Genomic DNA, 22,088 nt, shown 5'->3' with positions numbered 1-22,088 from the left:
AACCCTCTAGCCTGGTTTAGTCAAGGAATTCTGTGCTGGCAGTTCTATTCCTTTATCTCTTTGTCATCCAATTGTGTCACATTAAATGGTGCATACACGCGCAAGTCCGGGCGGTCTCGCCCACAAACGAAAGGACGCCTCCCAGGAGAGGCGTCCTGTTCTGGGCGTTGCAGCGCAGCTACTCACTGAACAGCGCTTCCACAAACTGCTTCGGGTCAAACGGCTGCAGGTCGTCGATCTGCTCGCCGACGCCGATGAACTTCACCGGCACCTTCTCCGTGTCCGTAATCGCCACCACCACGCCGCCCTTGGCCGTGCCGTCCAGCTTCGTCAGGGCGATGCCGGTCACGCCGGCCACCTCCCTGAACAGCTTCGTCTGCTGGATGGCGTTCTGGCCCGTAGTGGCGTCCAGCACCAGGAGCGTTTCGTGGGGCGCTCCCGGCACTTCCCGTCCCAGCACCCGGGCGATCTTGCCCAACTCGGCCATGAGGTGGCTCTTGTTGTGCAGCCGGCCGGCGGTGTCCACGATCAGCACGTCGGCCCCGCGCTCTCTGGCCACCTGCACGCCGTCGAAGGCCACGGCGGCCGGGTCCGTGCCCTCCGGCCGGGCCACGACCTCCACGCCGGCCCGCTCGCCCCAAATCTTCAGCTGGTCGATGGCAGCCGCCCGGAAGGTGTCGGCCGCGGCCAGGACCACCTTCAGGCCCCGGTCCTCCCGCAGGTGGCGGGCGAGCTTGCCGATCGTCGTCGTCTTGCCCACGCCGTTGACGCCCACCACCAGGATCACGGTGAGCCCCCCGGGGTTCAGGTTCAGGGGGGCGACCCCCTCGCCCAGGCGGGCGGCCACCAGTTCCTTCAGCAGGGGCAGCAGCTCGTCGCCGTTCTTCAGCCCCCGCTGGCGCGCCTCTCGCCGCAGCTCCTCCACGAGCTGGGCGGAGGTGGTGACGCCCACGTCCCCCCGGATCAGCACTTCCTCCAGTTCGTCAAACAGCTCGTCGTCGATCTTGCGGAAGACGCTCATCACCGTGTTCACCTGGCCGATGAGCGCCTCCTTGGTCTTCTGCAGACCCGCCTTCAACCGGTCGAAGAAACCCACAGGGCTCGCTCCTTCGCTCAGACTCCCACTGCTCTAGACTCTCCCGCCGTGCGGAGCCGCTAACCCCACGGCGGGCGCGGCGCGGTGGGGAGCGCCGCTTCAGGGCAGGAGCCGGTTCAGCACCGACTCCACGCCGAGCAGAATCAACACCAGGAGGCCGATGAGCAGCGCGTAGACCCACGTCGGCAGTCGCCGGACGCCGTCGTCCTCCACCGGCTTTCCGGTCTCGTCCAACGGCAGCCCGTCCTCGCTGAGCGGCCTCCCGGACTCATCCAACGGCAGTCCCACCTCTTCCGGCGTTCCCGCGAACTCGTTGTCCTGTCGGTCGTTGGCCATCTAGCCCGCCTCCGATGCGATGTCTACCAGCCGGACGGAGACGACCCGCGAGACGCCGGTCCCCTCCATGGTCACTCCATAGAGGGCGTCGGCCACCTCCATGGTGCCCCGCTGGTGCGTGATACAGATGAACTGGCTCTCCTTGGACGCGTTCTTCAGGTAGCGACCGAACCGCTCCACGTTCGCCTCGTCCAGCGCCGCCTCCACCTCGTCCAGCACCACGAAGGGGGTGGGGCGCACCCGCAGCAGGGCGAACAGCAGGGCAATGGCCGTCATGGCCCGCTCGCCGCCGGAGAGGAGGCTGAGCGGCTGCGCCTTCTTGCCCGGCGGCTGGGCGATGATCTCGATGCCCGTCTCCAGGAGGTCGCTCTCGTCCACCAGTTGCAGGTCGGCCTTGCCCCCCTCGAACAGCTCGGTGAAGACCTGCTGGAACGCCCGGCGGATCTCCTGAAACGACTGGTAGAAGTGTGTCTTGATGCGCCGGTCCAGCTCCGCGATCGCCCGGTAGAGCGACGCCTTCGCCTCCGTCAGGTCGGCCTCCTGCGACTGCAGGAATTCCAGCCGCTCCCGGGCGGCCCGGTAGTCCTCGATGGCCTGCAGGTTCACCGGCCCGAGGGCCCGGATCTGCTCCCGCAGGTCGGCGATGCGCGCCCGGGCGAACTCGGTCTCCGCGTCGGGCAGGGCCCGCTCCAGTGCCGCTGCGGCGCTGAGCTCATACTGCTCGGCCAGGCGGCTCACCAGCCCCTCCTGCTCCATCGCCAGCCGGGCCTCTTCCACCTCGCCCTGCTGGCGCCGGTTCTGCACCTCCGCCTGCGCCCGGCGCAGCTGGCGCAGCTCCCGCTCCCGGGCGTTCACCTGCTCCTGGGCGGCGAGCTTCCGGGCCTGAACGGCGTCCCGCTCCGCGACCAGCTCGGCCCGGCACCGGGCGGCCTCCTCCGCCTCGGCCTGCGCCGCCGCCAGTTCGGCGGCGATCTCCTCCAGCCGGGCGGCCAGTTGCGCCCGCTCCTGCTCCCGGCCCGCGCACTCGGCTTCCAGGGCGGCCCGCTCGCCCTCCGCCCGGCGTCGCTGGGCCTCGAGGCCCCTGAGCTGCTCCTGCAGCTCCGCCAGCCGCACCTGGGCGCCGGTGAGCATCCTGCGCCGCCCGGCGAGTTCCTCTCCCCGCTGCCCGGCCTCGGCCGTCAGCCGGCGGACCTCCGCCTCCAGGTCGGCGCGCTCGGCCGCCAGGCGCTCCAGTTCGCCCCGGAGGGCCGCGGCCGACTCCCGGGCGGCGGCGATCTCGGCCTCGATGGCCGCCGCCTCCTGGGCGTGCGTGTCCAGCAACTGCTGCCAGCGCCGGGCCTCGTCCGCCAGGCGCCCCTGCTCGCCCTCCGCCTGCGTCAGCCGGGTCTCCAGCTGCCGCAGCCGCCCCTCGCCCTCCTGGATGCGCTGCACCAGGCCGGACCGTCGTGCCTGCTCGGCCTCGTACTCCTGCCGGACCGACTGCAGTTCGGCCCGCAGCCCGTCCAGCTGCGCCTTCAGCTCGTCTCGCTCCCGCTCCCGGGAGAGGAGCCCGCTGCCCTTGCCGCCCGTGGCGCCGCCGGTGATGGCGCCGCCGGCGGCCAGCAGCTCGCCGTCCAGGGTGACCACCCGGAACCGCTGTCCCGTGCGCCGGCCCAGGGCCAGTGCGGCGTCCAGGCTTTCGGCGACCAGCGTGCGGCCCAGGAGCGCGGCGATGGCCGGCCGGAACCGCTCCTCGAACCGGACGAGATCAAGGGCCACCCCCACGATGCCCGGCGCCCCCCGGAACTCCCGCTCCTCCTCGGGCCGGTACGACTGCGGCCGGATGGTGTTCAGCGGCAGGAACGTGGCCCGGCCGCCGCCAGTGCGCTTCAGGTGCTCGATGGCGGCCTTGGCCCCCTCGTCGGTGGCCGTGATCAGATTCTGGATCGCACCGCCCAGGGCGACCTCGATCGCCTTCTCGTACCGGGGCTCGGTGCGGATGACCTCCGCGACAGCTCCCAGGACGTCCCGCGCCCAGGGCGCCCCCTTCTCTCGCCCCATCAGGACGGTGCGGGGGCCCCGCTGGTAGCCCTCGAAGCCGCTGATCAGCTCCTCGATGGCCCCGAGCCGGGACGCGGCGGCCTGGATCTGCTCCCGCAGCCCGGCCTCCCGGGCCTGTAACGCCTGCAGCCGCCGGTCGGCGGCGTTGCGCTCGGCGGCGAGGCCGGCCAGCTCGGCCTGGGACTCGGCCCGCAGCCGCTCCAGTTGGGCCACCTCCTCGGCCAGGGCGGCGGAGCGGTCGCCGGTGCGAGCTGCGTCGGCCTCGGCCTGCCGGCGCTCCTCCTGCAGCCGCGCCAGCCGCCGCTCGGCCTCCTGCGCCGTCCGGTCGGCTGCCTGTGCGCCGTTGCGCTTCTCCGCCTCCAGCTGGAGAATGGCGACGATCCGGTCCTTGCGCCCCTCCACCTCCGCCTGGGTCGCCTGGCTGGCCCGCTCAGACTCCTGACAGGCCCGCTCCAGCGCGGCCACCTCTTCCGCCAGCCGGGCGGCGTCCTGCCGGACCGCCGCCTCCTGCTCGGCCAGGCGGTCCAGCTCGGCCTTCACCTCGGCCAGCCGGGCGGCCAGCCCCTCCAGTTCCCGGGCGATACGGGCCTGGTCGGCCTCGGCGGCCTCCCGGTGCTGCCGGGCGAGGGCGAGCTGCCCTTCCGCCCGCTCCTCCCGGCCCGCGGCCTCGGTGAGCCGCACCGCGAGCACGCCCAGCTCCTCGTCCAGTGCGGTCACCAGCTGGCGTGCGACCTCCAGGGCCTCGTCGGCGGCCTGCATGCGCCGCTCGATCTCGGCCGCCTTCTGGGCGAGGGCGGCGTTCTCCTCCCGCTGCCGCTCCAGGCGTGCGATCACGCCCTTCAGCTGGTGGGCGAGCAAGCCCACGTCGAGGCGGGTGAGCTCGCGGTCCAGCTCCTGGTAGAGCGTTGCCTTCTCGGCCTGCTGCGCCAGGGCGTCCATGTTGGCGGTGAGCTCGCCGATGATGTCCGTGATGCGCACCAGGTTCTGCTCGGTCTCCTGCAGCCGCCGCTGCGCCTCGCGCTTGCGGGCTTTGTAGCGGGAGATCCCGGCGGCCTCCTCGAACAGGGCTCGCCGGTCCTCGGGCTTGGAGGAGAGGATCTCGTCGATGCGCCCCTGCCCGATGATGGAGTAGTTCTCCTTGCCGATGCCGGTATCCAGGAAGAGGTCCTGCACGTCCTTGAGCCGGCACGGCACCTGGTTGATGAAGTATTCGCCCTCACCCGACCGGTCCACCCGCCGGGTGATCATCACCTCGGTGAAGTCGATGGGCAGGGCGCCGTCGCTGTTGTCCAGGACCAGCGAGACCTCGGCGAAGCCCATGGCCCGCTTGCCGTCGCTGCCGGCGAAGATCACGTCGGCCATCGAGCCGCCCCGGAGGGCCCGGGCCGACTGCTCGCCCAGCACCCAGCGGATCGCGTCCGACACGTTGGACTTGCCGGAGCCGTTGGGCCCCACCACGGCCGTGATACCCGGGGTGAACTCCAGTTCGGTCTTTTCGGCGAAGGACTTGAATCCAAAGATCTCCAGTCGCTTCAGGTACAATACTCGCTGCCTCCTCAAGCAAGGAGGGCGCCCGATTCCCCCAAACCACGGCGCCTCGTGCGAATCCTGGTATTCGACGCGGAGGCAGAACTCTCCTTTGCCTGCGGCCTCGTCCAGCCCCGCCCCGGCCTGGCGGCATCGGGCCGCATCCGCCGCCCGGCACCGTCCGGCCCCAGCAAGGAGACAGCCCCCAGCGAACCGCAGGCCGCTGCTTGAAATCCGACCACAATAAACCGAATGGCTGTCCGCTCCTCCCCCTCGATCGCGATCTCCGCAAACGCCGGGATAGCCACCAGATCGATCCCGTTGGGCGCCACGTACCCCCGTGCGATTGCGATCGCCTTCACTGCCTGGTTTACCGCTCCCGCTCCAACCGCCTGTACCTCAGCGCTGCCCTTTTCTCTGAGAACTGCGGCAAGAGCACCTGCTACTGACTTAGGGTTCGAAGATGCTGACACCTTGAGTGCTTCCACAACCATTCCCCCCAATAACCCGAACAGCGCTGTGAAAGATGAGGCTACTGCCATCTTTTATTCGGTGTCAGCCGCTCTTTTCCCTCTATTGGTCTAAAGATTTCTCTAGGAATTTAGCGACCTGTGTGAACACGACGTACTGGTCACGCGTGAACCACCCGGGCTTAGCTAGCCCGGGTGGTCTTGGCCCGAAAGCGCCTGCCGGGCCGCCTCCTGTTCTGCCTCTTTCTTGTTCCGCCCCCAGCCGGTGCCCAGCAGGCGGCCCTGGAAGTAGACCCCCACCTGGAACCGCTTGAGGTGGGCAGGGCCCTCCTCCACCAGCAGCCGGTACTGCGGGGCCGCCGCTCCTTCCCGCTGCAGCCGCTCCTGCAGCTGCGTCTTGTAGTCGACGCGCACCTGCCCCTGCCGGGCGGCCTCCACCAGCGGACCCAGTTCCCGCAGGACGAAGCGCTGCGCGGCGGCCAGGCCGCCGTCCAGGTAGAGGGCGCCGACCAGGGCCTCGAAGCAGTCCGAGAGGGTGGAGTCGCGGTCGCGCCCGGTCACCGTTTCGCCCCGGCCCAGGCGCATCTGCTGCCCGAGCCCCAGCGCCCGGGCCCGGTCGGCCAGCGAGGGTTCGCAGACCACCGCTGCCCGGATGCGGGTCAGTTCGCCCTCGGGCAGGTCGGGAAAGCGCTCGTAGAGGTGCGCGGCGATCACCATTCCCACGACGCTGTCGCCCAGGAACTCCAGCCGCTCATTGGACCTCGCCCTGGGGTGCTCGTTGGCGTATGTGGTGTGTGTCAGGGCCTCCAGCAGCAGCGACTCGTTCCGAAACTGGTAGCCCACGGCCTCGGCGCACCAGGCGCGCCGCTCCGGGTCCAGAGCGGACACGGCGATCCCTCCCGAAGCGGAAAAGCCCCGCACCGGCGCTGCAGGTGTGAGCGTCGCTACGGGACTTCGCGTTTACGTTCGACCTCCTGGCAACCTACTTGGTGTGCTCCTTGATGTAGGCCACCGCTGCGCCGACGGTGGTGAGCTTCTCGGCGTCCTCGTCGGGCACCTCGATCTCAAACTCCTCTTCCAGCGCCATGATCAGTTCCACGATGTCCAGCGAGTCGGCGCCGAGATCCTCGATGAACGAGGCATCAGGCGTCACCTCGTCCTCCTCCACCGAAAGCTGATCGACGATAATCGCCTTCACCTTTTCGAAAATCGGATCCGTGGTCATGAGCGGGTTCACCTCCTCTCAAGGGATCGGCATCGCCGTCGGGAATGTGCTAGTACATGGTCAGGCCGCCGTCCACCGCGAGCGTCTGCCCGGTGATGTAGCTTCCCCCGGGCCCGGCGAGGAAGACCACCGCCGCCGCCACGTCTTCGGGCCTGCCAAACCGTTCCAGCGGAATCTGCCTCAGGTAGCTCTCCCGCTGCTGTTCGTTCAGTTCCAGCAGCATGCCGGCATCGATGGCGCCGGGGGCGATGCAGTTCACCGTGATGTTCCGGCTGCCCAGCTCCCGGGCCACGGCGCGGGTGAGCCCGATCAGGCCGGCCTTGGCGGCCGAGTAGTTGGCCTGGCCTGCGTTGCCGGCCAGCCCGGCCACCGACCCGATGTTGATGATGCGCCCGTGGCGGGCCTTCATCATCGGCCGGGTCACCGCCTTGATGCAGAGGAAGGCGCCCTTCAGGTTCGTGTCGAGCACGCTGTCCCAGTCGGACTCCTTCATCCGTACGAGCAGCGTGTCGTGGTTGATACCGGCGTTGTTCACCAGGATGTCGACCCGGCCGAACCGGTCCAGCGCCGCCTGAACCAGGCGCTCGGCACCCTCGGGCGTCGACACGTCGGCCTGAACCGCCAGGGCCTGGGCACCCATCTCGGTAAGGCGGCTGACCAGGGTCTCGGCCTTCTCGGCGCTGCGCACGTAGTTCACCACCACGGCGGCCCCTTCGCGGGCCAGAGCGGTCGCGATGGCCTGACCGATGCCGCCGGTGGCGCCGGTAACAATTGCCACCTGATTGGATAGGACCATCTTAGCAGACCCTCCCCAGGGAATCAAGCACTCGGCCCAGCGACGCCGGGTCCTCCACCTGCAGCGCCCTCACGCCCTTGTCGATCTTCCGCAGGAACCCCGTGAGGGTGCGGGAAGGGCCCACCTCCACAAAGGTGTCCACCCCGTCGGCGATCATGCGCCGCACGGACTCCTCCCACCGCACGGGGCGGGAGACCTGCTCGATCAGCAGGCGGCGGATTTCGGCCGGATCCGTGACATAGTCCGCCGTGACGTTGGCCACCACCGGGATCTGCGCCGGCCGCAGCGGCACCGCGGCCAGGGCCTCGGCCAACCGCTCGCCGGCGGGCGCCAGCAGGCGCGAGTGGAACGGCGCCGTGACCGAGAGCCTCACCGCCCGCCCGCCGACCTGGACGGCCAGCGCCATGCAGCGCTCCACCGCTTCGGTGTGGCCCGAGACCACCACCTGGCCGGGGCAGTTGTAGTTCGCGCCCTCCACGTGCAGCCCGGTCTCCCGGGCGGCCCGGGCACAGAGGTCGTCCACCTGCCCGGTGGAAAGCCCCAGGATTGCCGCCATGCACCCCACGCCCAGGGGCACCGCCTCCTGCATGTAGGTGCCCCGGGCCCGCACCAGCGGCACCGCCTCCTCGAAACTGAGCACGCCCGCCGCCACCAGCGCCCCGTACTCGCCCAGGCTGAGGCCGGCGGCCACGTCGGGCCGGATGCCCTCGGCCGCCAGCAGCTCCATGCAGGCCACCGAAAGCGCCAGGATGGCGGGCTGCTGGTTCGCCGTCTTCTTCAGTTCCTGTTCAGGCCCCTCCCAGCAGAGGCGGGTGAGGTCGAACCCCACCAGCTCGTTCAGCTGCTGGAACCGGCGGGCGACGCTCGGGTACTGCCGGGCCAGTTCCTGGCCCATGCCCACGTACTGGGCGCCCTGCCCTGGGAACAGGAAGCCGATTTTCGCCATAACCGTAATGCCTCTCTCCTGTATGAGTTCGGTCAGAGAGTATTGACCGGTGAGGCGCCGCTCTAGTCGACCTCGTGGAAGATGATGCCCAGTGCGCCCGGTCCCGCGTGGCAGGCCACCACGGCACCCAGGTCGCCCACCAGGTACTCCTCCACCTGGTAGTCGCGCTTCACCTCTTCGCCCCACGCGTGCGCCTCGTCGGGCGACTGCGCGTGGACCACGGCCAGGCGGATCTTCCGCCCCGGCGGCACCCGCTGCTGCATCAGCTCCTTCGCCCGGGCCAGCACCCGGGAGCGGCCCCGCACCTTGTCGGCCGGCGCCACCACGCCCTCCCGGTCCACCTGGAGGATCAGCTTGAGGCCCAGGAGACCGCCGAGGAGGGCCGCCGCCTTGCCGATGCGGCCGTTGCGCTGCAGAAACTCCAGCGTGTCGATGGTGAAGAGGATGTGCATCCGGTCGCAGGTGGCCTCGGCCCAGGCGACGATCTCCTCCCGGCTCTTTCCCTCCCGGGCCATGCGGGCGGCGCCCAGGACCAGCAGGCCGAGGCCCAGGGAGACCGAGCGGGTGTCGATGACGCTGATACCCGCCTCGGGCAGCATCTGCGCCGCAATCTGCGCCGACTGCACGGTTCCGGACATCCTGGACGAGATGTGCAGGGAGATGATCTCATCGCCCGCCGCGTGGATGCGCCGGTACCGCTCCAGGAAGTCCCCCGGCGCCGGCTGGGCGGTGCTGGGATGGTGCGGGCTCGTCTTGAGCTTGGCCCAGAAGCCGGCCGGGTCCAGGTTCACGCCGTCCAGGAACGATTCGGGGCCGAAGTTGACCGTGAGCGGCACCACCTCGATGCCGTACTCCGCGCAGAGCGCCTTCGGCAGGTCGGCGGTGCTGTCGGTGACGATGCGGATCCCCACGAAGTCCTCCCCCTTTGCCTGTCTGCCCTTTCAGTCCCCCACGTCCGGATTACCGGCCCCAGCGCAGCGCCAGGGCCCCCCACACGAGTCCCGCACCGAATGAAACGCACACCACGCGGTCGCCATCACGCAGTCGCCCCTCCTCCAGCGCCTCCGCCAGGGCGACCGGGATCGAGGCCGACGAGGTGTTGCCGTAGCGGTCGAGGTTGACCACCACCTTCTCCGGCGCCAGCCCCAGGCGCTTCACCGCCCCGTCGATGATGCGGGTGTTGGCCTGGTGCGGCACCAGGAGGTCGATGTCGGCCACGCTGAACCCGGCCTTCTCCGCCACCTGAACCGTGGCCTCGTTCATCACCCGCACGGCGAACTTGAACACCTCGGGCCCGTTCATGTGCACGTAGTGGAGCCCCTGCGCCACGGTCTCGGCCGAGGGGGGCCGGCGGGAACCCCCGGCGGGGATGTGCAGATGGCACGCCCCCGATCCCTCGGAGCCGAGCACCGAGGCGAGAATGCCCCTGCCCGCCGAGACAGGCTGCAGCACCGTCGCGCCGGCGGCGTCGCCGAAGAGCACGCAGGTGCTCCGGTCCTTCCAGTTCACCACCTTCGAGAGCAGCTCCACGCCGATCACCAGGGCGCAGTTGTAGAGCCCCGTGGCGATCGACTGCTGCGCCATCACCACCCCGTACACCCATCCCGGGCAGGCCGCCGAGAGGTCGAAGGCCGCCGCGTTGCGGGCGCCGATGGCGTCCTGCACGAGGACCGCCGTGGCCGGGAAGGGCATGTCGGGCGTCACGGTGGCGCAGATGATCAGGTCCACCTGATCGGGCGTCACCCCGGCCTGCTCCATGGCCCGCCGGGCCGCCCGGATCGCGTAGTCGGAACTGGCCTCGTCGGGTGCGGCGATCCGGCGCTCCCGGATGCCGGTGCGTGTCCGAATCCACTCGTCAGAGGTCTCCACCATCCGCTCCAGGTCATGGTTGGTGAGGACCCGCTCGGGCACCGCGGCGCCGACGCCGGTGATACCCACGGGGCGCAAACTCATCCTGGGGAATCCCCCTTGTCCTTCGGTTTCAGTTCGGGCAGCTTGGCCACAGCGTCGGCCAGCCGGGCGACGGTTCCCCCCTCGAGGGCGAGCTTCATCACCCGGATGCCGTTTCGGATGGCGCGGGCGTTCGACGAGCCGTGGCACTTCACCACCGGGGCGGAGAGGCCCAGCAGCAGGGCGCCGCCGTACTCGGCGTAGTCGAACTGCTTCATCATCTGCTTCAGAGCCGGCTTCACCAGCGCCGCGCCGACGGTGGTGATGGGCGAAGAGGTGAGCGCCCGCTTGATGGCCGAGAGCAGGGCGCTGGCGACGCCCTCGTAGGTCTTGAGCAGCACGTTGCCGACGAAGCCGTCGGCCACCACCACGTCGGCACCGCCCAGCGGCACGTCGCGCGCCTCGATGTTGCCGATGAAGTGGATGCCGTCAAGCGCCTGGAGCAGCGGGTGGGTCGCCTTCGTGGCGGCGTTGCCCTTCTCCGCCTCCGTGCCGTTGCTGAGCAGCGCCACCCGGGGCCGCTCGAGGCCGAGGATCTGCCGGGCGTAGATGTCGCCCATCAGGGCGAACTGCACCAGCCACTCGGGCCGGGCGTCGGGCGTGGCGCCCACGTCCAGCACGAAAACGGGCCGCTCCAGCGTGGGCATGATGGTGCCGATCGCCGGCCGGTGAACGCCCTTCAGCCGTCCGATGCCGAGGGTGCCCACCACCACCAGGGCGCCGGTGGAGCCGGCGCTGACCAGGGCGTCGGCCTGCCCTTCCTTCACCAGGCGCCCGGCCACGACGAGGGAGGCGTCCTTCTTCGCCCGCACAGCCTTGGTGGGCTCCTCGTCGGGGGTGATCACCTGGGAGGCGTGGAGGACTTCCACGTTCTGCGGCAGGCCACCCTGCTTCTGCGCCTCCGCGCGGATGCGCTCCTGGTCGCCCACCAGCGTGAACCGGAGCTCGGGCCACTCCCGGGCCGCCTCGATGGTGCCGGCCACCTCCGGAGCGGGTGCTGCATCACTGCCCATGGCGTCAACTGCGATGCGGTAGCTCATTCCTTCGTGCCTCCCGGAATCCGGGCCGGGTCCACCGCGAAGACGGAGAACTTGCCCCGGAAGACGTTTTCGTTCCCCACGCGCGTCTCCACCAGCACCACGTGCTGGTTCCGCCGCTTGCGGATGACCTCCCCCTTGGCCACCAGCTTCTCCCCCACGGTGACTGGGCGCTTGAACTTGATGTTCGCCAGACCGGTCAGCACCACGTCGGCATCGATGAGGGCAATCGCCAGGGATTCGGCCTGGGCGTAGATGTACTGCCCCCGCACCACCCGGCTGCGCTCGAAGACCATGTCTTCGGTGGTCTCCAGCAGCGAGATCCCCCGCTCCCCCAGGGTGATGTCGATCAGTTCGCCGACGATTTCCTTGGAGCCCATCGACTTGACGATGCCATAGGTGCGCTCGGCCACCGACTTGGTGCGCTCCCGGAGTTCGGGAATGCCCAGGGCCAGCCGGTCGAGCCGGATCGTCTGGATGCTGACGCCGAAGATGTGGGCCAGCTCCTCGTCGCTGAGGAAGGGGTTGTCGCGGATCTTCTCCCGCAAAGCTGCTTGCCGATCCCGTTTCTTCAGGCCGGAGCCCACAGAAGACCACCTCGCCTCTTGCACGCCGCCGCTCCTGCTGAGGATGGATGGCGAACCGCGCCATCCGGTCATAACACTTGCTGTGACAAGCCACTTCTAAAACGAGGTTTTAGGATCTGGTGATAATTATAGTCGTCGTTGGTGCGGCTGGCAATAGTCAACTCTTCGGGGGGCGCGGCGCGGCCGATAGGGGGTAAAGCCGGCGGAAACAGGCCGGCACCCGGAGGCACGAAAAAGGCGCCGACCCGAAGACCGGCGCTCCCACCCCATCACTGCACCTGCAGGTAGCCGACGAGGTCGCGCCCTTCCCCCCTCTTGCGAATCCGGTACCAGCCCGGCTCCAACTGCGCGGGCAGCACGTGCGCCTCGGGCCCCGGGCCCAGGAGGCCCAGGCCTACGATAAGGCGGGGGCCATACAGCACGCTCACGGGTCCGTGGCCGCCGCAATCGGTGAAGAGGGTGAAGCGTGGCGACCAGGCCTCTCCGTCCCAGCACTCCGGGTAGGCGTCCACGCCCCAGATGATCTCCCCGTCCTCCATCCCGGCGACGGTCAGTGCGATCTCCTGGCCAGGTGCGGCGGGTCGCCCAGCCCGCACCTTTGCAGGGGGGCGCGCTCCGAGAGGAGTCCCAACTCGGGTCCGAGGTCCACTCACTCCGGCGGGATGCCCTCCCGGGCCATCACCGCCTGCACCCGGTCCCGCGCGCTGCACCGCAACTCCTGCGCAGCGGGAGCACGGCAGCCCGGGCCATGCTGCGTGGAGCGGCCGGCGTGACGGCAGCTTCAACGAAATAAGCCACCGACACCCGAGAGGTTCCGCCTCCCCGGTCTCGGTGGCTTACTGGCCACGATCATGCACTACTTCTCTGCGGCCTCGCTCTCCTTCGCGATCACCGGCCGGCCCTGGTAATACCCGCAGTTCGGGCAGACCCGGTGCGGCATCGTCGGGGCCTTGCAGTTCGGACAAGTGCTCAGCGTGGGCGCTACCAGGCGGTAGTTGTGGGCGCGCCGCGCGTCCCGACGGGCCTTGGACATCTTTTTCTTCGGAACCGCCATGCTACCTTTACACCCCTTTCGCTTCTCCGTCAGTTCACATGACGGACCCGAGACGCAGCCCCGGGGGGAATTCTAGGAATGGGAATCCGGCTTGCGGAGCAGGTCCTGCAGCACCGCCAGCCGGGGATCGATCTTGTCATCCGGGCGGTCACAGTTGCACGGCCCCTCGTTCAGGTCCTTGCCGCAGCGGGGGCAGAGCCCCTTGCAGTCCTCGCGGCACAGCGGCTTCATCGGCAGGGCGAGCAAGATGTTGTCGCGCAGCGGCCCGGTGAGGTCGATCTCGTCGTCGGTGTAGAAAGAAACCGTGAGGCCGGACTCCGCGTCCTCCTCCGCATCTGACTCGCCCTTGCCCGGTGCGGCCTCGACGAACTCCTCGTCAAAGCTCACGCTGACGGGCTCGGTGTACCGCTTCAGGCAGCGGCTGCAGACCAGTTCGGCCGCACCGCTCACTTCCGCACGCACGAGCAACCGGTCGCCCAGGTTCCAGATCTCCGCCGTTCCCGTGAAGGGTTCGGGAAAGCGAACCTCCTGGCCGCTGAACTCGACGGGTTCCAGGTTGACGGAGAGGTCGGTCCGCTTCTGCAGGCCAGCTTTCTCCTTGATGTCAGACACGTCTATGCGCACGGACATCCACCTCGATCCTGGCCCCGCACCCGGGCGTGCTGTGCGGGCACAGGCAGTATTATATCGATCGGTGTGTTTCCTTGTCAATAAATCACGCTCACTCACCAAGGCGGTTGCCAAAGGGTGGGAGCGCCGCCGGGCGACCGGCCACAACATGCAGGGGGTGGGCGCACTCCCTGGCCCGTGCAACCTGGCAGACCCGCCCCGGACGCCGGCACGAACCAACACGCCCCGGGCCGACTTACACCGCATACTCTTCGCAAGACGGCCCGCGTCTATCCGGGGTCGGGCGCCGCCGCCTCCCCGCGCAGCCAGTCCAGCGCATCGCGCACGTGGTCCACCGGCACCACCTCCACGCGGGTGGCCACCGCCACGGCGTCGGCGTAGTTTCCCCTGGGCACGAACATCAGCTCCGCCCCGGCAGCCTCCGCCGTGTAAACCTTCTGCTGCACCCCGCCGATGACGCCCACCCGGCCGTCCGGCTCGATGGTGCCCGTTCCGGCCACCACGCGGTCCGTGAGCCCGCCCGGCGTGAGCTGGTCGATGATCTGCAGGGTAAACATCAGGCCGGCGGAGGGCCCGAAAATCCGGCCGGAGCGAATCTCCACCGGCACCGCATCATCGTCGAAATCGAGCTCGTCCTGAATGGTGATGCCCAGGACGGCCGTCCCCTCACGGCCGGGCTCGGTCGACGCCCGGGTGGGGAGCACCAGCGCCAGCTCGGCGCCCTCCCGGAGCACCGTGGCGTGCACCTGCGTGCCGGCCGGGACCTCGGCCAGGCGGCTGCGCAGCGACACCACGTCGGTCACCCGCTCCCCATTCAGGGCCGTGATTACGTCGCCGGCGTGGAGTGCCCCGCGCACGGGGCTGTCGGCCAGAATCCCCACGACGCGCACCCCGACGGAGCGCACGCCCTCGCCGAACCCCAGCAGTTCGAAGGCCACCGCGCGGGCGGTGCGCTGGCTGTCGTCCATCTCGCGCCTGCTCCACTCGACGTACTCGCGGTAAGTCTCAAAGCTGCCGAGGTACTCTTCCTTGGTCTGGAGCACAGCCCGGCGGTCGAGCTTGGCGTAGAGGTACCAGAACAGGTTCGCAGGCTGCGTGTTGACCACCAGCATGTAGAGGCGCCCGCGGTGCGGGTCGCCGTTCTCTACCATCACCAGCCGGCTGGTGTCGATGGCGGCGCCGGGGGCGGTCACGTAGTAGTCGGTCGGCGTGTAGACGAGCACAGCGCCCACAACAGCAATGAGGCTCGACAGCGCCAAGAGCCGTCGAACCCACGCGTCCAGCTGCCGATACCACAGGATGACCACGCGCAAAGGGCTCACCCCTGCCCGCTACAGCTGATTCTGCAACTCCTCCCTGGCCTTGCGCACGGCCTGAACCGCCCGCTGGGTGTCCGCCGCCAGGCGCTCCAGTTCGGGCTGGGTGCGGGCGAAGAGCTCGTCGGCCCACTCCAGGGCGTTCTGGCGAATCTCGCGCGCCACCCGCTTGGCCTGGTCGATCAGCTCGTTGGCCTGGTTCTGCGCCTCCTTGGTGACCGCGGCCTCGCTCGTCAGCTGCGCCGCGAGCGCCTTGGCTTCCCGCAGGATCTGGTCCGCCTGTTCCCGGGTCTCCTGCAGGATCGCCTCCCGGTCCCGTGCGACGCGGTTGGCCTCCCGGACTTCCTGGGGGATAACCTCGCGCATCTGGTCGACCAGTGAGAGCAGCTCGTCGGGGTCCATCAGGATCTTGCCCGTGAGCGGCACGCGCGTCGCCTGGTTCACCAGCTCCTCCAGGCGGTCAATCAATGCCATGATCTCCACGGCAACCCCCCCAGTCTCAAGCTTGAGGCTTGGCAAACTTCTCCCTTAGCCGTTGTGCGGTAGACGGGGGCACCATCCCGGTCGTGGGGCACCCGAAGAAGGCCAGTTCCCGCACGATGCTGGAGGAGAGGTGGGCGTACTCGATTCGGCTCATCAGGAAACAGGTCTCGATCTCGTCGTCCAGCTGCTTGTTCACGGCACCCATCTGCCACTCGTACTCGAAATCCTGAATCGGCCGCAGCCCCTTCACGATGACCTTGCAGCCGTGCTTGCGGGCAAAGTCCACGAGCAGGCCGTCGGCCGCCGTCACGGTAACGTTGGGGATGTGTTGCGTGGCCTCCCGCAGCATCTCCACGCGCTCTTCCACGGTGAAGAGCGGCGCCTTGCGCGGGTTGGTCATCACGGCGACCACGACCTCGTCAAAGGTGCGGGCCGCCCGCTCGATGATATCGAGGTGACCCATCGTCACGGGATCGAAGCTCCCGGGACAAACTGCTTTCGTCACGAATGCTGCCCCCCGGCAAATCTAGGCTTCATTCCGGTAAATTGATAGCACCGTTTCTCCGAAGACTACTTCCCTGAACTTGCGCAGACCTCCTGCTGCATCGGGGACGGGATCCTTGCCGTGATGTTCGCAGATGACCCAGCCGCCGTCGGCCAGGAGACCGTAAGCGTCGATGCCGTTCAACACCGCCGGAACGAGGTCCTGCCCGTAGGGCGGGTCTGCGAAGATCAGATCAAACTTGCGGCCGCGCCGGCCCAGGTCGACCAGCGCGGCGCGGGCGTCGCGGCGGATCAGCTCGGCCCGGTCCCGCAGGCCGGTCGACTCCAGGTTGGCCTCCACGATCCGCAGGTGCGCCGTCTGCAGCTCCACGAACACGCAGCGGCGGGCGCCGCGGCTCAGTGCCTCGATTCCCACGGCCCCCGACCCGGCAAACAGATCCAGGAACTCGGCGTCTACCGTCCGGGGGCCGAGGATGTTGAACAGCGATTCCCTCACCCGGTCGCTGGTCGGGCGGATGTCCCGGCCCTTCACCGTCTTCAGCGGGCGGCCCTTCGCCGTCCCTGCGATCACGCGCACAGCGCTTCACCTTTCGCTCTTCTTCCCCAAAAACGGCGTGCGCATCCGGTATAGCCCGCGCCTTCTTGGGTATCCTAAGGACCAGTGAGAGCCGATGCCGAGTGAGCGGTAACCACCCCTCAGGTCGGGCTCTTTCTCCGTTCCGTTTCCTCTCCCACTTCTCCTCTCGGGCAGTCCGATCGGGCTGCCCTCCTTTCTTGCCTCCGCTCAGGGCAGAATCCAGACCCTGCGGGGCTGCAGCCCGAACCGCCAGGCCTCCTCGGCCGGCGCCCACGAGAACAGGTCGATCCGGTTGCCCTTGATGGCGCCGCCCTTGTCCACGGCGATGGCGTAGCCGTAGCCCTCCACGTAGAGCAGGGTACCGAGCCGGATGACCTCCGGGTCCACCGCCACCGCCCCGTACCGCACGGAGACGCCGGTGTAGGTCCTCGTGCCGATTCCCTCCTCGTGCGGCGTGTACATGGAGGCGGTCATGTCCATCACGTCCCGGTAGATCACCTCATGGCCGTCCAGCTCCACCCGGGGCAGGTCCGCCGGATCCAGCAGCACCCGCTGGATGAGGGCGGCCGCCTCGGCGCGAGTGGTGTAAGCCTTGGGACGCAGGGTTCCGTCGGGGAAGCCGTTCACGAGGCCGTGCTTCAGCGCGTACGCATAGGCCGGACGCCTGTCCCAGTCAATGTCCCGCCAGTCCGAGTACGCCCCCAGGATGGCGTTCACGTTCTCCCGCGCGTCCGAGCGGGCAGTCCAGAACTGGCCGATGGCGCGCACGATCGCGTCGATCAGCTGCTCCCGGGTGATCGCGCCGTCGGGGTCGAAGTAGGTGTCGTCCAGCGGGTCGAGAATCGCCAGCCGGTAGCCGACCTCCACGTACGGTGCGTACCAGGTCCAGCACTCGGCGTCCGCAAAGAATCCCGCACACTTGCCCGCCGTGTCGATGCCGCGCGCGGCGAGCAGCATCTTCAGGAACTCAGCGCGCGAGATCAGCTCGTTCGGGCGGAAGCGCCCGTCCGGCGAGCCGTGGATAACCCCCGCCTCGACCAGGCGCACGACCTCGGGATAGACCCAGTGCTCGGGCGGCAGGTCGGCGAAGAGCTGCGGCTGGGGCTCGGGTTCAGGTCCGGGCTCCGGCATGGGCTCGGGAGCCGGTTCAGGGGCGGGTTCAGGGGTAGGTGTGGGTTCAGGCGCCGGTTCCGGCGTCGGTGCAGGTGCAGGTTCCGGCAGGGGTTCAGGCGCAGGCTCTGCCGGTTCAGGTATCGGCCCGGAATCTGCTTCCGGTGCCGGATAAGTCTCCGACCCGGACCCGTCTTCCGAGGCCGGTGCGGGTTCAGCCAGATCAAGCACCGCAGCGGGCCGGGATGCCAACGCCAAGACCAAGCTCAACGCGGCTCCCAGCTTGGGCTCCGAACTCAGGGGGGCAGCGGCGACAGGACCCGTGCCGCAGACCACCAGGGTGGCTACCGTGGCCGCGGTGGCCATCCATTTTCTGTGCATGACGTCCTCCTTCATCCGGAACGGGATGAGGGAGGATTTCAACGTGCAACTCCATGATCCTTCTAAAGTTGTATTATCTCACCACCCGGCAGTAGAAGAGCCGCTCGACGATCGGGCGGCGGCCGGCGCGCCCGGCGCCGTTACCGAAGATGGCGTACTCCGTCGTGAACAGCTCCACCGGCCCCCGCTGCTCCAGCGCCGCCCAGATCACCTCGTCGGGTATGATCCCTTCATTATTATAAGAGAGCAGGATATGCCGGGCCCGGGCCCGCTGGATCAGGCGGGTCAGGTGCCGGCCGGCCGTGGCGCGGCGGGAGTAGGCAGACTTGAGGCCGTCGCGGCGGAACTTGCGGGTCTTGCCGTAGAGCCGGGGTTTCTGCCAGCGGGCGATGTTCTCGAGCACGTGGTAGTTGTCGACGTACTGCCGCCCGTTGTAGGGCGGGTCCAGGTAGAGCACATCTGCCTCGACCGCGTCGACCAGCACGTCGGCATCGGCGCAGTAGACCCGGTTCTGCTCCGACTCCACCACCTGGGGCAGGCAGAGCTCCAGCGGCTTGTAGACCGTGGCGTCGACCAGGTGGGTGCCGTCGTCCGCGTAGGGATCCTTGCCCAGGTGCTTGAGGTAGGCGTCGTACTGGCCGCAGGTGTTGGCCACCTTGTCGGCGGCGTAGAGCAGGCTGGTGAGCAGCACCGCCTCCTCCTGCTCGCCGATGGTTCCGTCGGCCCGCCAGGCGGCGATCTGCTCACGGATGGCGTCGATGCGGCCGGCGTTCTCCCGGGTGAAGTAGGTGCCGCCGTACTCGGTGAAGCAGTAGCCCTCGATCGGAGGCAGGCGGTCCAGGTAGGCGAGCATCCCGGCCAGGCGGTCCCAGTCCACCTCCCCCGGCCGGCCGCCCAGGAAGCAGCGGGCCGCCACGTAATTGTGGTAGAGGTGATCCGAGGCCGTCACGGCGAAGCCGCGGGCGGCGAAGTGGTAGGCCACGACCGCACTGCCGGCAAACAGGTCGGCCAGCGAGCGCGCCTCCGGGGCGCGCTCCGCCACCACGCCTGCGATGAAGTCCAGCAGGTTCTGCTTGCTGCCGATGAACTTGCGGTTCTGAACCCACAGGGGCTTCAGGCGCACTTCGGACGCACCCGGGAACACCGCGCACCTCCTTCCCCCTCAGGGCTTGCGCAGCACCAGGATGTTCTGGTGCACCATGGAGGGGATGAACTCGTAGCGGTAGCCGTACACGTGCAGGGACTTGGAGACGTCGTACCAGATCAGGTTGGCTTTCAGGACCAGCCCCAGGCCCTCCAGCAGCTCCGCGAGCTGGGCCGAGAGCATGTGGTACCGGCCCGAGTGGTACATGTCGCCGATGAAGACCACCAGGTACCGCCGGCGCCGCAGGACCCGCATCGCCTGGGCGAAGACGGCCCGCATGGTCTCCAGCCACTCCTCCTTCTCCGCCAGGCCGGTGACGCCGGTCTCCGTCTCTCCCGGGGCGAAGGGCGAGAGCTTCGACCGCCGGCGCTCCACGGCAGGGCCGCCGGCTCGCTTGAACTTGCCGGTGGACCGGCGGCGGCGGTCCATGTTCCAGTAGGGCACGTCGGTCAGGACCAGGTCGAACGCCTCGTCCGGGAAGGTGGGCAGCACGGCCCGGCTGTCGCCGCAGATGGCCTCCTGCTCCGTGAGGCCCTCCAGCCGGCAGACCTCCCGGTAGATCTCGACCCACCGGGGGTTCACCTCCACCCCCACGGCGGACCGGTCGGAGATAGTCGCACCGATGAGCGTCCCGCCGACGCCCATGAAGGGGTCCAGGACCCGCTCCCCGGCCTTGGTGAAGGTGCGGATCAGGTCCGCGCACAGCTCGGGCGGCTTCTGCCCCCCGTGCTGGCTGCGCAGCTGAAACTGGAAGGAGGGCGGGTAGCTCTTGTTGATCACGGACCGGGTGGCGTAGACCCACTCCTTGCCCGTCAGGTCGTTCAGCCGGTTGTCGGTGTGGTAGATGCCCCTCTCGCCCATGTCGACGTGGCGGGGCTTCAGCCCGTCCTGTTTCTCTTCCACTGCAGCCCTCACCCCCGTGCTGCCTACTACTATAGACGAACCAAACAATGGCGTAAAGAAAGCGTTGCGCGGTGGCGACTGGGCGGTAAGAACGGGGGTAGGCGGCTGGCACGGGCCTTGAGCGATGAGATGGGCTGCTGGCTGTGAGGGCAGCTGAATCCGCCCACCACCAAATCCCCTGGTATGCCAGAGAATGCCGGGGGAGAGAATAGCCCCAGGTGGAACCCACCAATCCGGGAGGGAAACAGATGCAATCGCTGGACCACCTGAACCCGTTCACGGACCTGGCTCTGGAGGCGACGGCGGCGGCCCGGGGCGACGCCAAGACTGAGGTCCCGGGTGTGATCATGGAAGAGAAGAAGTACGAGCACGCCACCGTCTCCTGGGTCAGGGTGGTCGACCCGGTGGGCGAGCAGCTCATCGGCAAGCCGATGGGCAACTACATCACCATCGAGGCACCCCAGTTGCGCCGGCGCAACCGCGAGCTGCAGGAGCAGGTGGGCAAGGTTCTGGTCGAGCAACTGGACCAGCTGCTCGACCTGAAGGAGAACGACACCGTGCTGGTGGTGGGGCTGGGCAACTGGAACGCCACGCCGGACGCCCTCGGGCCGCGGGTCACGGGAAAGCTGCTGGTCACCCGGCACCTGCGGGACTACGTGCCGGCGGACGTGGCGGGCGGGCTGCGGGCCGTGGCCGCCATCGCCCCGGGCGTTCTCGGCACCACCGGCATCGAGACGGCCGAGGTGATCCACGGCATCGTGGAGCGCATCAAGCCGGCCGCGGTGATCTGCATCGACGCCCTGGCCGCCCGGTCCGTGGAGCGAATCGGCACCACGATCCAGATCGCCGACACAGGCATTCAGCCCGGCGGGGGCATCGGCAACCGGCGGCAGGCGCTGAACAAGGAGACGCTGGGCGTTCCAGTGATTGCCATCGGCGTGCCGACGGTGGTCCACGCGACCACCATCGTGCAGGACGCCTTCGAGGCCATGGCGAGCAGCTTCGCCGAAACCAAGCCCTTCTTCCAGCTGTTCCGCTCTCCCGAGTCGCGGCGTAAGCTCCTGAGCGACGTGCTCTCTCCCACCGTGGGCGAACTCGTGGTCACGCCCAAGGAGATCGACGAGCTGACTGAAGACCTGGCCAAACTGATCGCGGGCAGCCTCAACGCGGTGCTTCACACCAGTGTGACCGCCCAGGACCTGCTTCGCTACATCAACTGAGGAGGCAGGGGCGGCAACCCGCTCCTGCCTCCACGCACGGTGGGGGTCAGCTCTGAACCGTCGTGCTTCCGGACAGTTGCGACTCGGCCAGAGCGATCATCTTCTTCACCATGTACCCGCCCACGGAGCCGTTCACCCGGCTGGGCAGGTCGCCCTTGTACTGCTGGGCGTAGTTCTGGATGCCCAGTTCGGCCGCGGTCTGCTGCTTCAGTTGCTCCAGGGCAGCCCGGGCCTGGGAGACCAGGACCTGGTTGTTGCTGCTGCCGCCCCCGCCGGACTGGAAGCCGGTCGTCGGGGTCGTGGTGCCTGCCCCAAAGCCGGTGCCGAAGACGTTTGCCATGCTGACTGCTCCTTCCCTTACTGCTTACCGGCCACGGTCAGCGGATGGTGGTGGTGCCGGTGCCGCCCGCCAGCTGCTGCTCGGCCAGGGCGATCATCTTCTTCACCATGTATCCGCCCACGGAACCGTTGACCCGGCTGGGCAGGTCGCCCTTGTACTGCTGGGCATAGTTCTGGATGCCCAGTTCGGCCGCGGTCTCGTTCTTCATCTGCTCGAGGGCAGCACGGGCCTGTGCGATCAGGATCGAGTTGTTGTTGTTGTTGTTGTTGGTTGCCATGGTTGAGCGCCTCCTTGTTATGTTGTTGCCTGTAATCTGCAACGAACTGGTCAACCTCATGCAAGGAATCTGTTGCCAGGGGTGCGCCGCGGGCGTTCTGCCGGGTTGATTGCACCGACCGAGTGCGCCGGTCGCCCAG

The 22,088-nt window shown here is 68.5% G+C and carries 24 protein-coding genes and 1 pseudogene; 1 reads left to right on the top strand and 24 read right to left on the bottom strand.

Translation table 11 applies throughout. From position 1 onward, the window contains the following. Positions 1–178: 178 nt before the first annotated feature. From ftsY to AB2385_RS05100, 22 genes and pseudogenes are all read right to left on the bottom strand, one after another. Positions 179–1,096 (bottom strand): signal recognition particle-docking protein FtsY, encoded by a 918-nt coding sequence (gene ftsY / locus AB2385_RS05205; RefSeq protein ID WP_367653880.1) that lies wholly within the window; start codon positions 1,094–1,096, stop codon positions 179–181. A gap of 99 nt (positions 1,097–1,195) precedes the next feature. Then, the gene (locus AB2385_RS05200; protein WP_367653879.1) at positions 1,196–1,432 is read right to left on the bottom strand and encodes a hypothetical protein; all 237 of its coding nucleotides are present in this window, start codon (positions 1,430–1,432) and stop codon (positions 1,196–1,198) included. Further along, positions 1,433–5,014 carry a chromosome segregation protein SMC gene (gene smc, locus AB2385_RS05195; protein ID WP_367653878.1) on the bottom strand — a complete coding sequence of 1,194 codons (3,582 nt, stop codon included), beginning with the start codon at positions 5,012–5,014 and terminating at the stop codon, positions 1,433–1,435. 224 nt (positions 5,015–5,238) lie between these two features. Then, a pseudogene (locus AB2385_RS05190) lies at positions 5,239–5,487 on the bottom strand (stage V sporulation protein S); the annotation flags it as partial. A 168-nt stretch (positions 5,488–5,655) separates the two neighbouring features. Then, entirely contained in the window at positions 5,656–6,363 is a 708-nt protein-coding gene (gene rnc / locus AB2385_RS05185) for a ribonuclease III (protein WP_367653903.1), read from the bottom strand. An 88-nt stretch (positions 6,364–6,451) separates the two neighbouring features. Then, positions 6,452–6,694, bottom strand: coding sequence for an acyl carrier protein (acpP, locus tag AB2385_RS05180; RefSeq protein ID WP_367653877.1), 243 nt, complete (start codon positions 6,692–6,694; stop codon positions 6,452–6,454). 49 nt (positions 6,695–6,743) lie between these two features. Continuing rightward, positions 6,744–7,490: a 3-oxoacyl-[acyl-carrier-protein] reductase gene (gene fabG / locus AB2385_RS05175; protein ID WP_367653876.1), complete on the bottom strand. Its 747-nt coding sequence runs from the start codon at positions 7,488–7,490 to the stop codon at positions 6,744–6,746. A gap of 1 nt (position 7,491) precedes the next feature. Then, the gene (fabD, locus tag AB2385_RS05170) at positions 7,492–8,436 is read right to left on the bottom strand and encodes an ACP S-malonyltransferase (protein ID WP_367653875.1); all 945 of its coding nucleotides are present in this window, start codon (positions 8,434–8,436) and stop codon (positions 7,492–7,494) included. Positions 8,437–8,498: 62 nt separating this feature from the next. Further along, positions 8,499–9,347: a DegV family protein gene (locus AB2385_RS05165; protein WP_367653874.1), complete on the bottom strand. Its 849-nt coding sequence runs from the start codon at positions 9,345–9,347 to the stop codon at positions 8,499–8,501. Between the two features lie 49 nt (positions 9,348–9,396). Then, on the bottom strand, positions 9,397–10,389 hold the full coding sequence (locus AB2385_RS05160) for a beta-ketoacyl-ACP synthase III (protein ID WP_367653873.1): 993 nt from the start codon (positions 10,387–10,389) through the stop codon (positions 9,397–9,399). Continuing rightward, entirely contained in the window at positions 10,386–11,426 is a 1,041-nt protein-coding gene (gene plsX, locus AB2385_RS05155; protein ID WP_367653872.1) for a phosphate acyltransferase PlsX, read from the bottom strand. Before plsX ends, AB2385_RS05160 begins: the two co-directional genes overlap by 4 nt. Next, entirely contained in the window at positions 11,423–12,034 is a 612-nt protein-coding gene (gene fapR, locus AB2385_RS05150) for a transcription factor FapR (RefSeq protein ID WP_367653871.1), read from the bottom strand. The genes plsX and fapR overlap by 4 nt, the downstream gene beginning before the upstream one ends. A gap of 245 nt (positions 12,035–12,279) precedes the next feature. After that, positions 12,280–12,606 (bottom strand): hypothetical protein, encoded by a 327-nt coding sequence (locus AB2385_RS05145; RefSeq protein ID WP_367653870.1) that lies wholly within the window; start codon positions 12,604–12,606, stop codon positions 12,280–12,282. Between the two features lie 260 nt (positions 12,607–12,866). Beyond that, positions 12,867–13,064 (bottom strand): 50S ribosomal protein L32, encoded by a 198-nt coding sequence (rpmF, locus tag AB2385_RS05140; protein WP_367653869.1) that lies wholly within the window; start codon positions 13,062–13,064, stop codon positions 12,867–12,869. Between the two features lie 72 nt (positions 13,065–13,136). Continuing rightward, positions 13,137–13,694 (bottom strand): DUF177 domain-containing protein, encoded by a 558-nt coding sequence (locus tag AB2385_RS05135; RefSeq protein ID WP_367653868.1) that lies wholly within the window; start codon positions 13,692–13,694, stop codon positions 13,137–13,139. Between the two features lie 269 nt (positions 13,695–13,963). Then, entirely contained in the window at positions 13,964–15,001 is a 1,038-nt protein-coding gene (locus AB2385_RS05130; protein ID WP_367653902.1) for a PDZ domain-containing protein, read from the bottom strand. Between the two features lie 24 nt (positions 15,002–15,025). Beyond that, positions 15,026–15,493 (bottom strand): hypothetical protein, encoded by a 468-nt coding sequence (locus tag AB2385_RS05125; protein WP_367653866.1) that lies wholly within the window; start codon positions 15,491–15,493, stop codon positions 15,026–15,028. 16 nt (positions 15,494–15,509) lie between these two features. Beyond that, a complete protein-coding gene (gene coaD / locus AB2385_RS05120; RefSeq protein ID WP_367653865.1) occupies positions 15,510–15,998 on the bottom strand; it encodes a pantetheine-phosphate adenylyltransferase in 489 nt (162 codons plus the stop codon). 21 nt (positions 15,999–16,019) lie between these two features. Then, entirely contained in the window at positions 16,020–16,574 is a 555-nt protein-coding gene (rsmD, locus tag AB2385_RS05115) for a 16S rRNA (guanine(966)-N(2))-methyltransferase RsmD (RefSeq protein WP_367653864.1), read from the bottom strand. A gap of 207 nt (positions 16,575–16,781) precedes the next feature. Then, a complete protein-coding gene (locus AB2385_RS05110; protein WP_367653863.1) occupies positions 16,782–17,705 on the bottom strand; it encodes an S-layer homology domain-containing protein in 924 nt (307 codons plus the stop codon). Positions 17,706–18,138: 433 nt separating this feature from the next. Beyond that, positions 18,139–19,209, bottom strand: a complete 1,071-nt coding sequence (locus AB2385_RS05105; protein WP_367653862.1) for a DNA adenine methylase — start codon at positions 19,207–19,209, stop codon at positions 18,139–18,141. Positions 19,210–19,227: 18 nt separating this feature from the next. Next, complete coding sequence (locus tag AB2385_RS05100) at positions 19,228–20,112, bottom strand: DNA methyltransferase (protein ID WP_367653861.1); 885 nt, start codon at positions 20,110–20,112, stop codon at positions 19,228–19,230. Between the two features lie 248 nt (positions 20,113–20,360). Between AB2385_RS05100 and gpr the strand changes: the two genes are divergently transcribed. Then, positions 20,361–21,332 (top strand): GPR endopeptidase, encoded by a 972-nt coding sequence (gpr, locus tag AB2385_RS05095; protein ID WP_367653860.1) that lies wholly within the window; start codon positions 20,361–20,363, stop codon positions 21,330–21,332. Positions 21,333–21,378: 46 nt separating this feature from the next. Here gpr and AB2385_RS05090 read toward each other — a convergent pair whose 3' ends face one another. Both AB2385_RS05090 and AB2385_RS05085 read right to left on the bottom strand, forming a co-directional pair. Beyond that, positions 21,379–21,576 (bottom strand): small, acid-soluble spore protein, alpha/beta type, encoded by a 198-nt coding sequence (locus tag AB2385_RS05090; RefSeq protein WP_367653901.1) that lies wholly within the window; start codon positions 21,574–21,576, stop codon positions 21,379–21,381. Positions 21,577–21,709: 133 nt separating this feature from the next. Then, on the bottom strand, positions 21,710–21,949 hold the full coding sequence (locus AB2385_RS05085; RefSeq protein WP_367653859.1) for a small, acid-soluble spore protein, alpha/beta type: 240 nt from the start codon (positions 21,947–21,949) through the stop codon (positions 21,710–21,712). Positions 21,950–22,088: the final 139 nt, after the last annotated feature.

The sequence above is a fragment of the Symbiobacterium sp. genome, assembly GCF_040797425.1.
In the GTDB taxonomy this organism is placed as follows: Bacteria; Bacillota; Sulfobacillia; order Symbiobacteriales; family Symbiobacteriaceae; genus Symbiobacterium.
The sequence above is the reverse complement of the archived record's forward strand: the minus strand, read 5'-3'. Positions and strand labels throughout refer to the sequence as shown.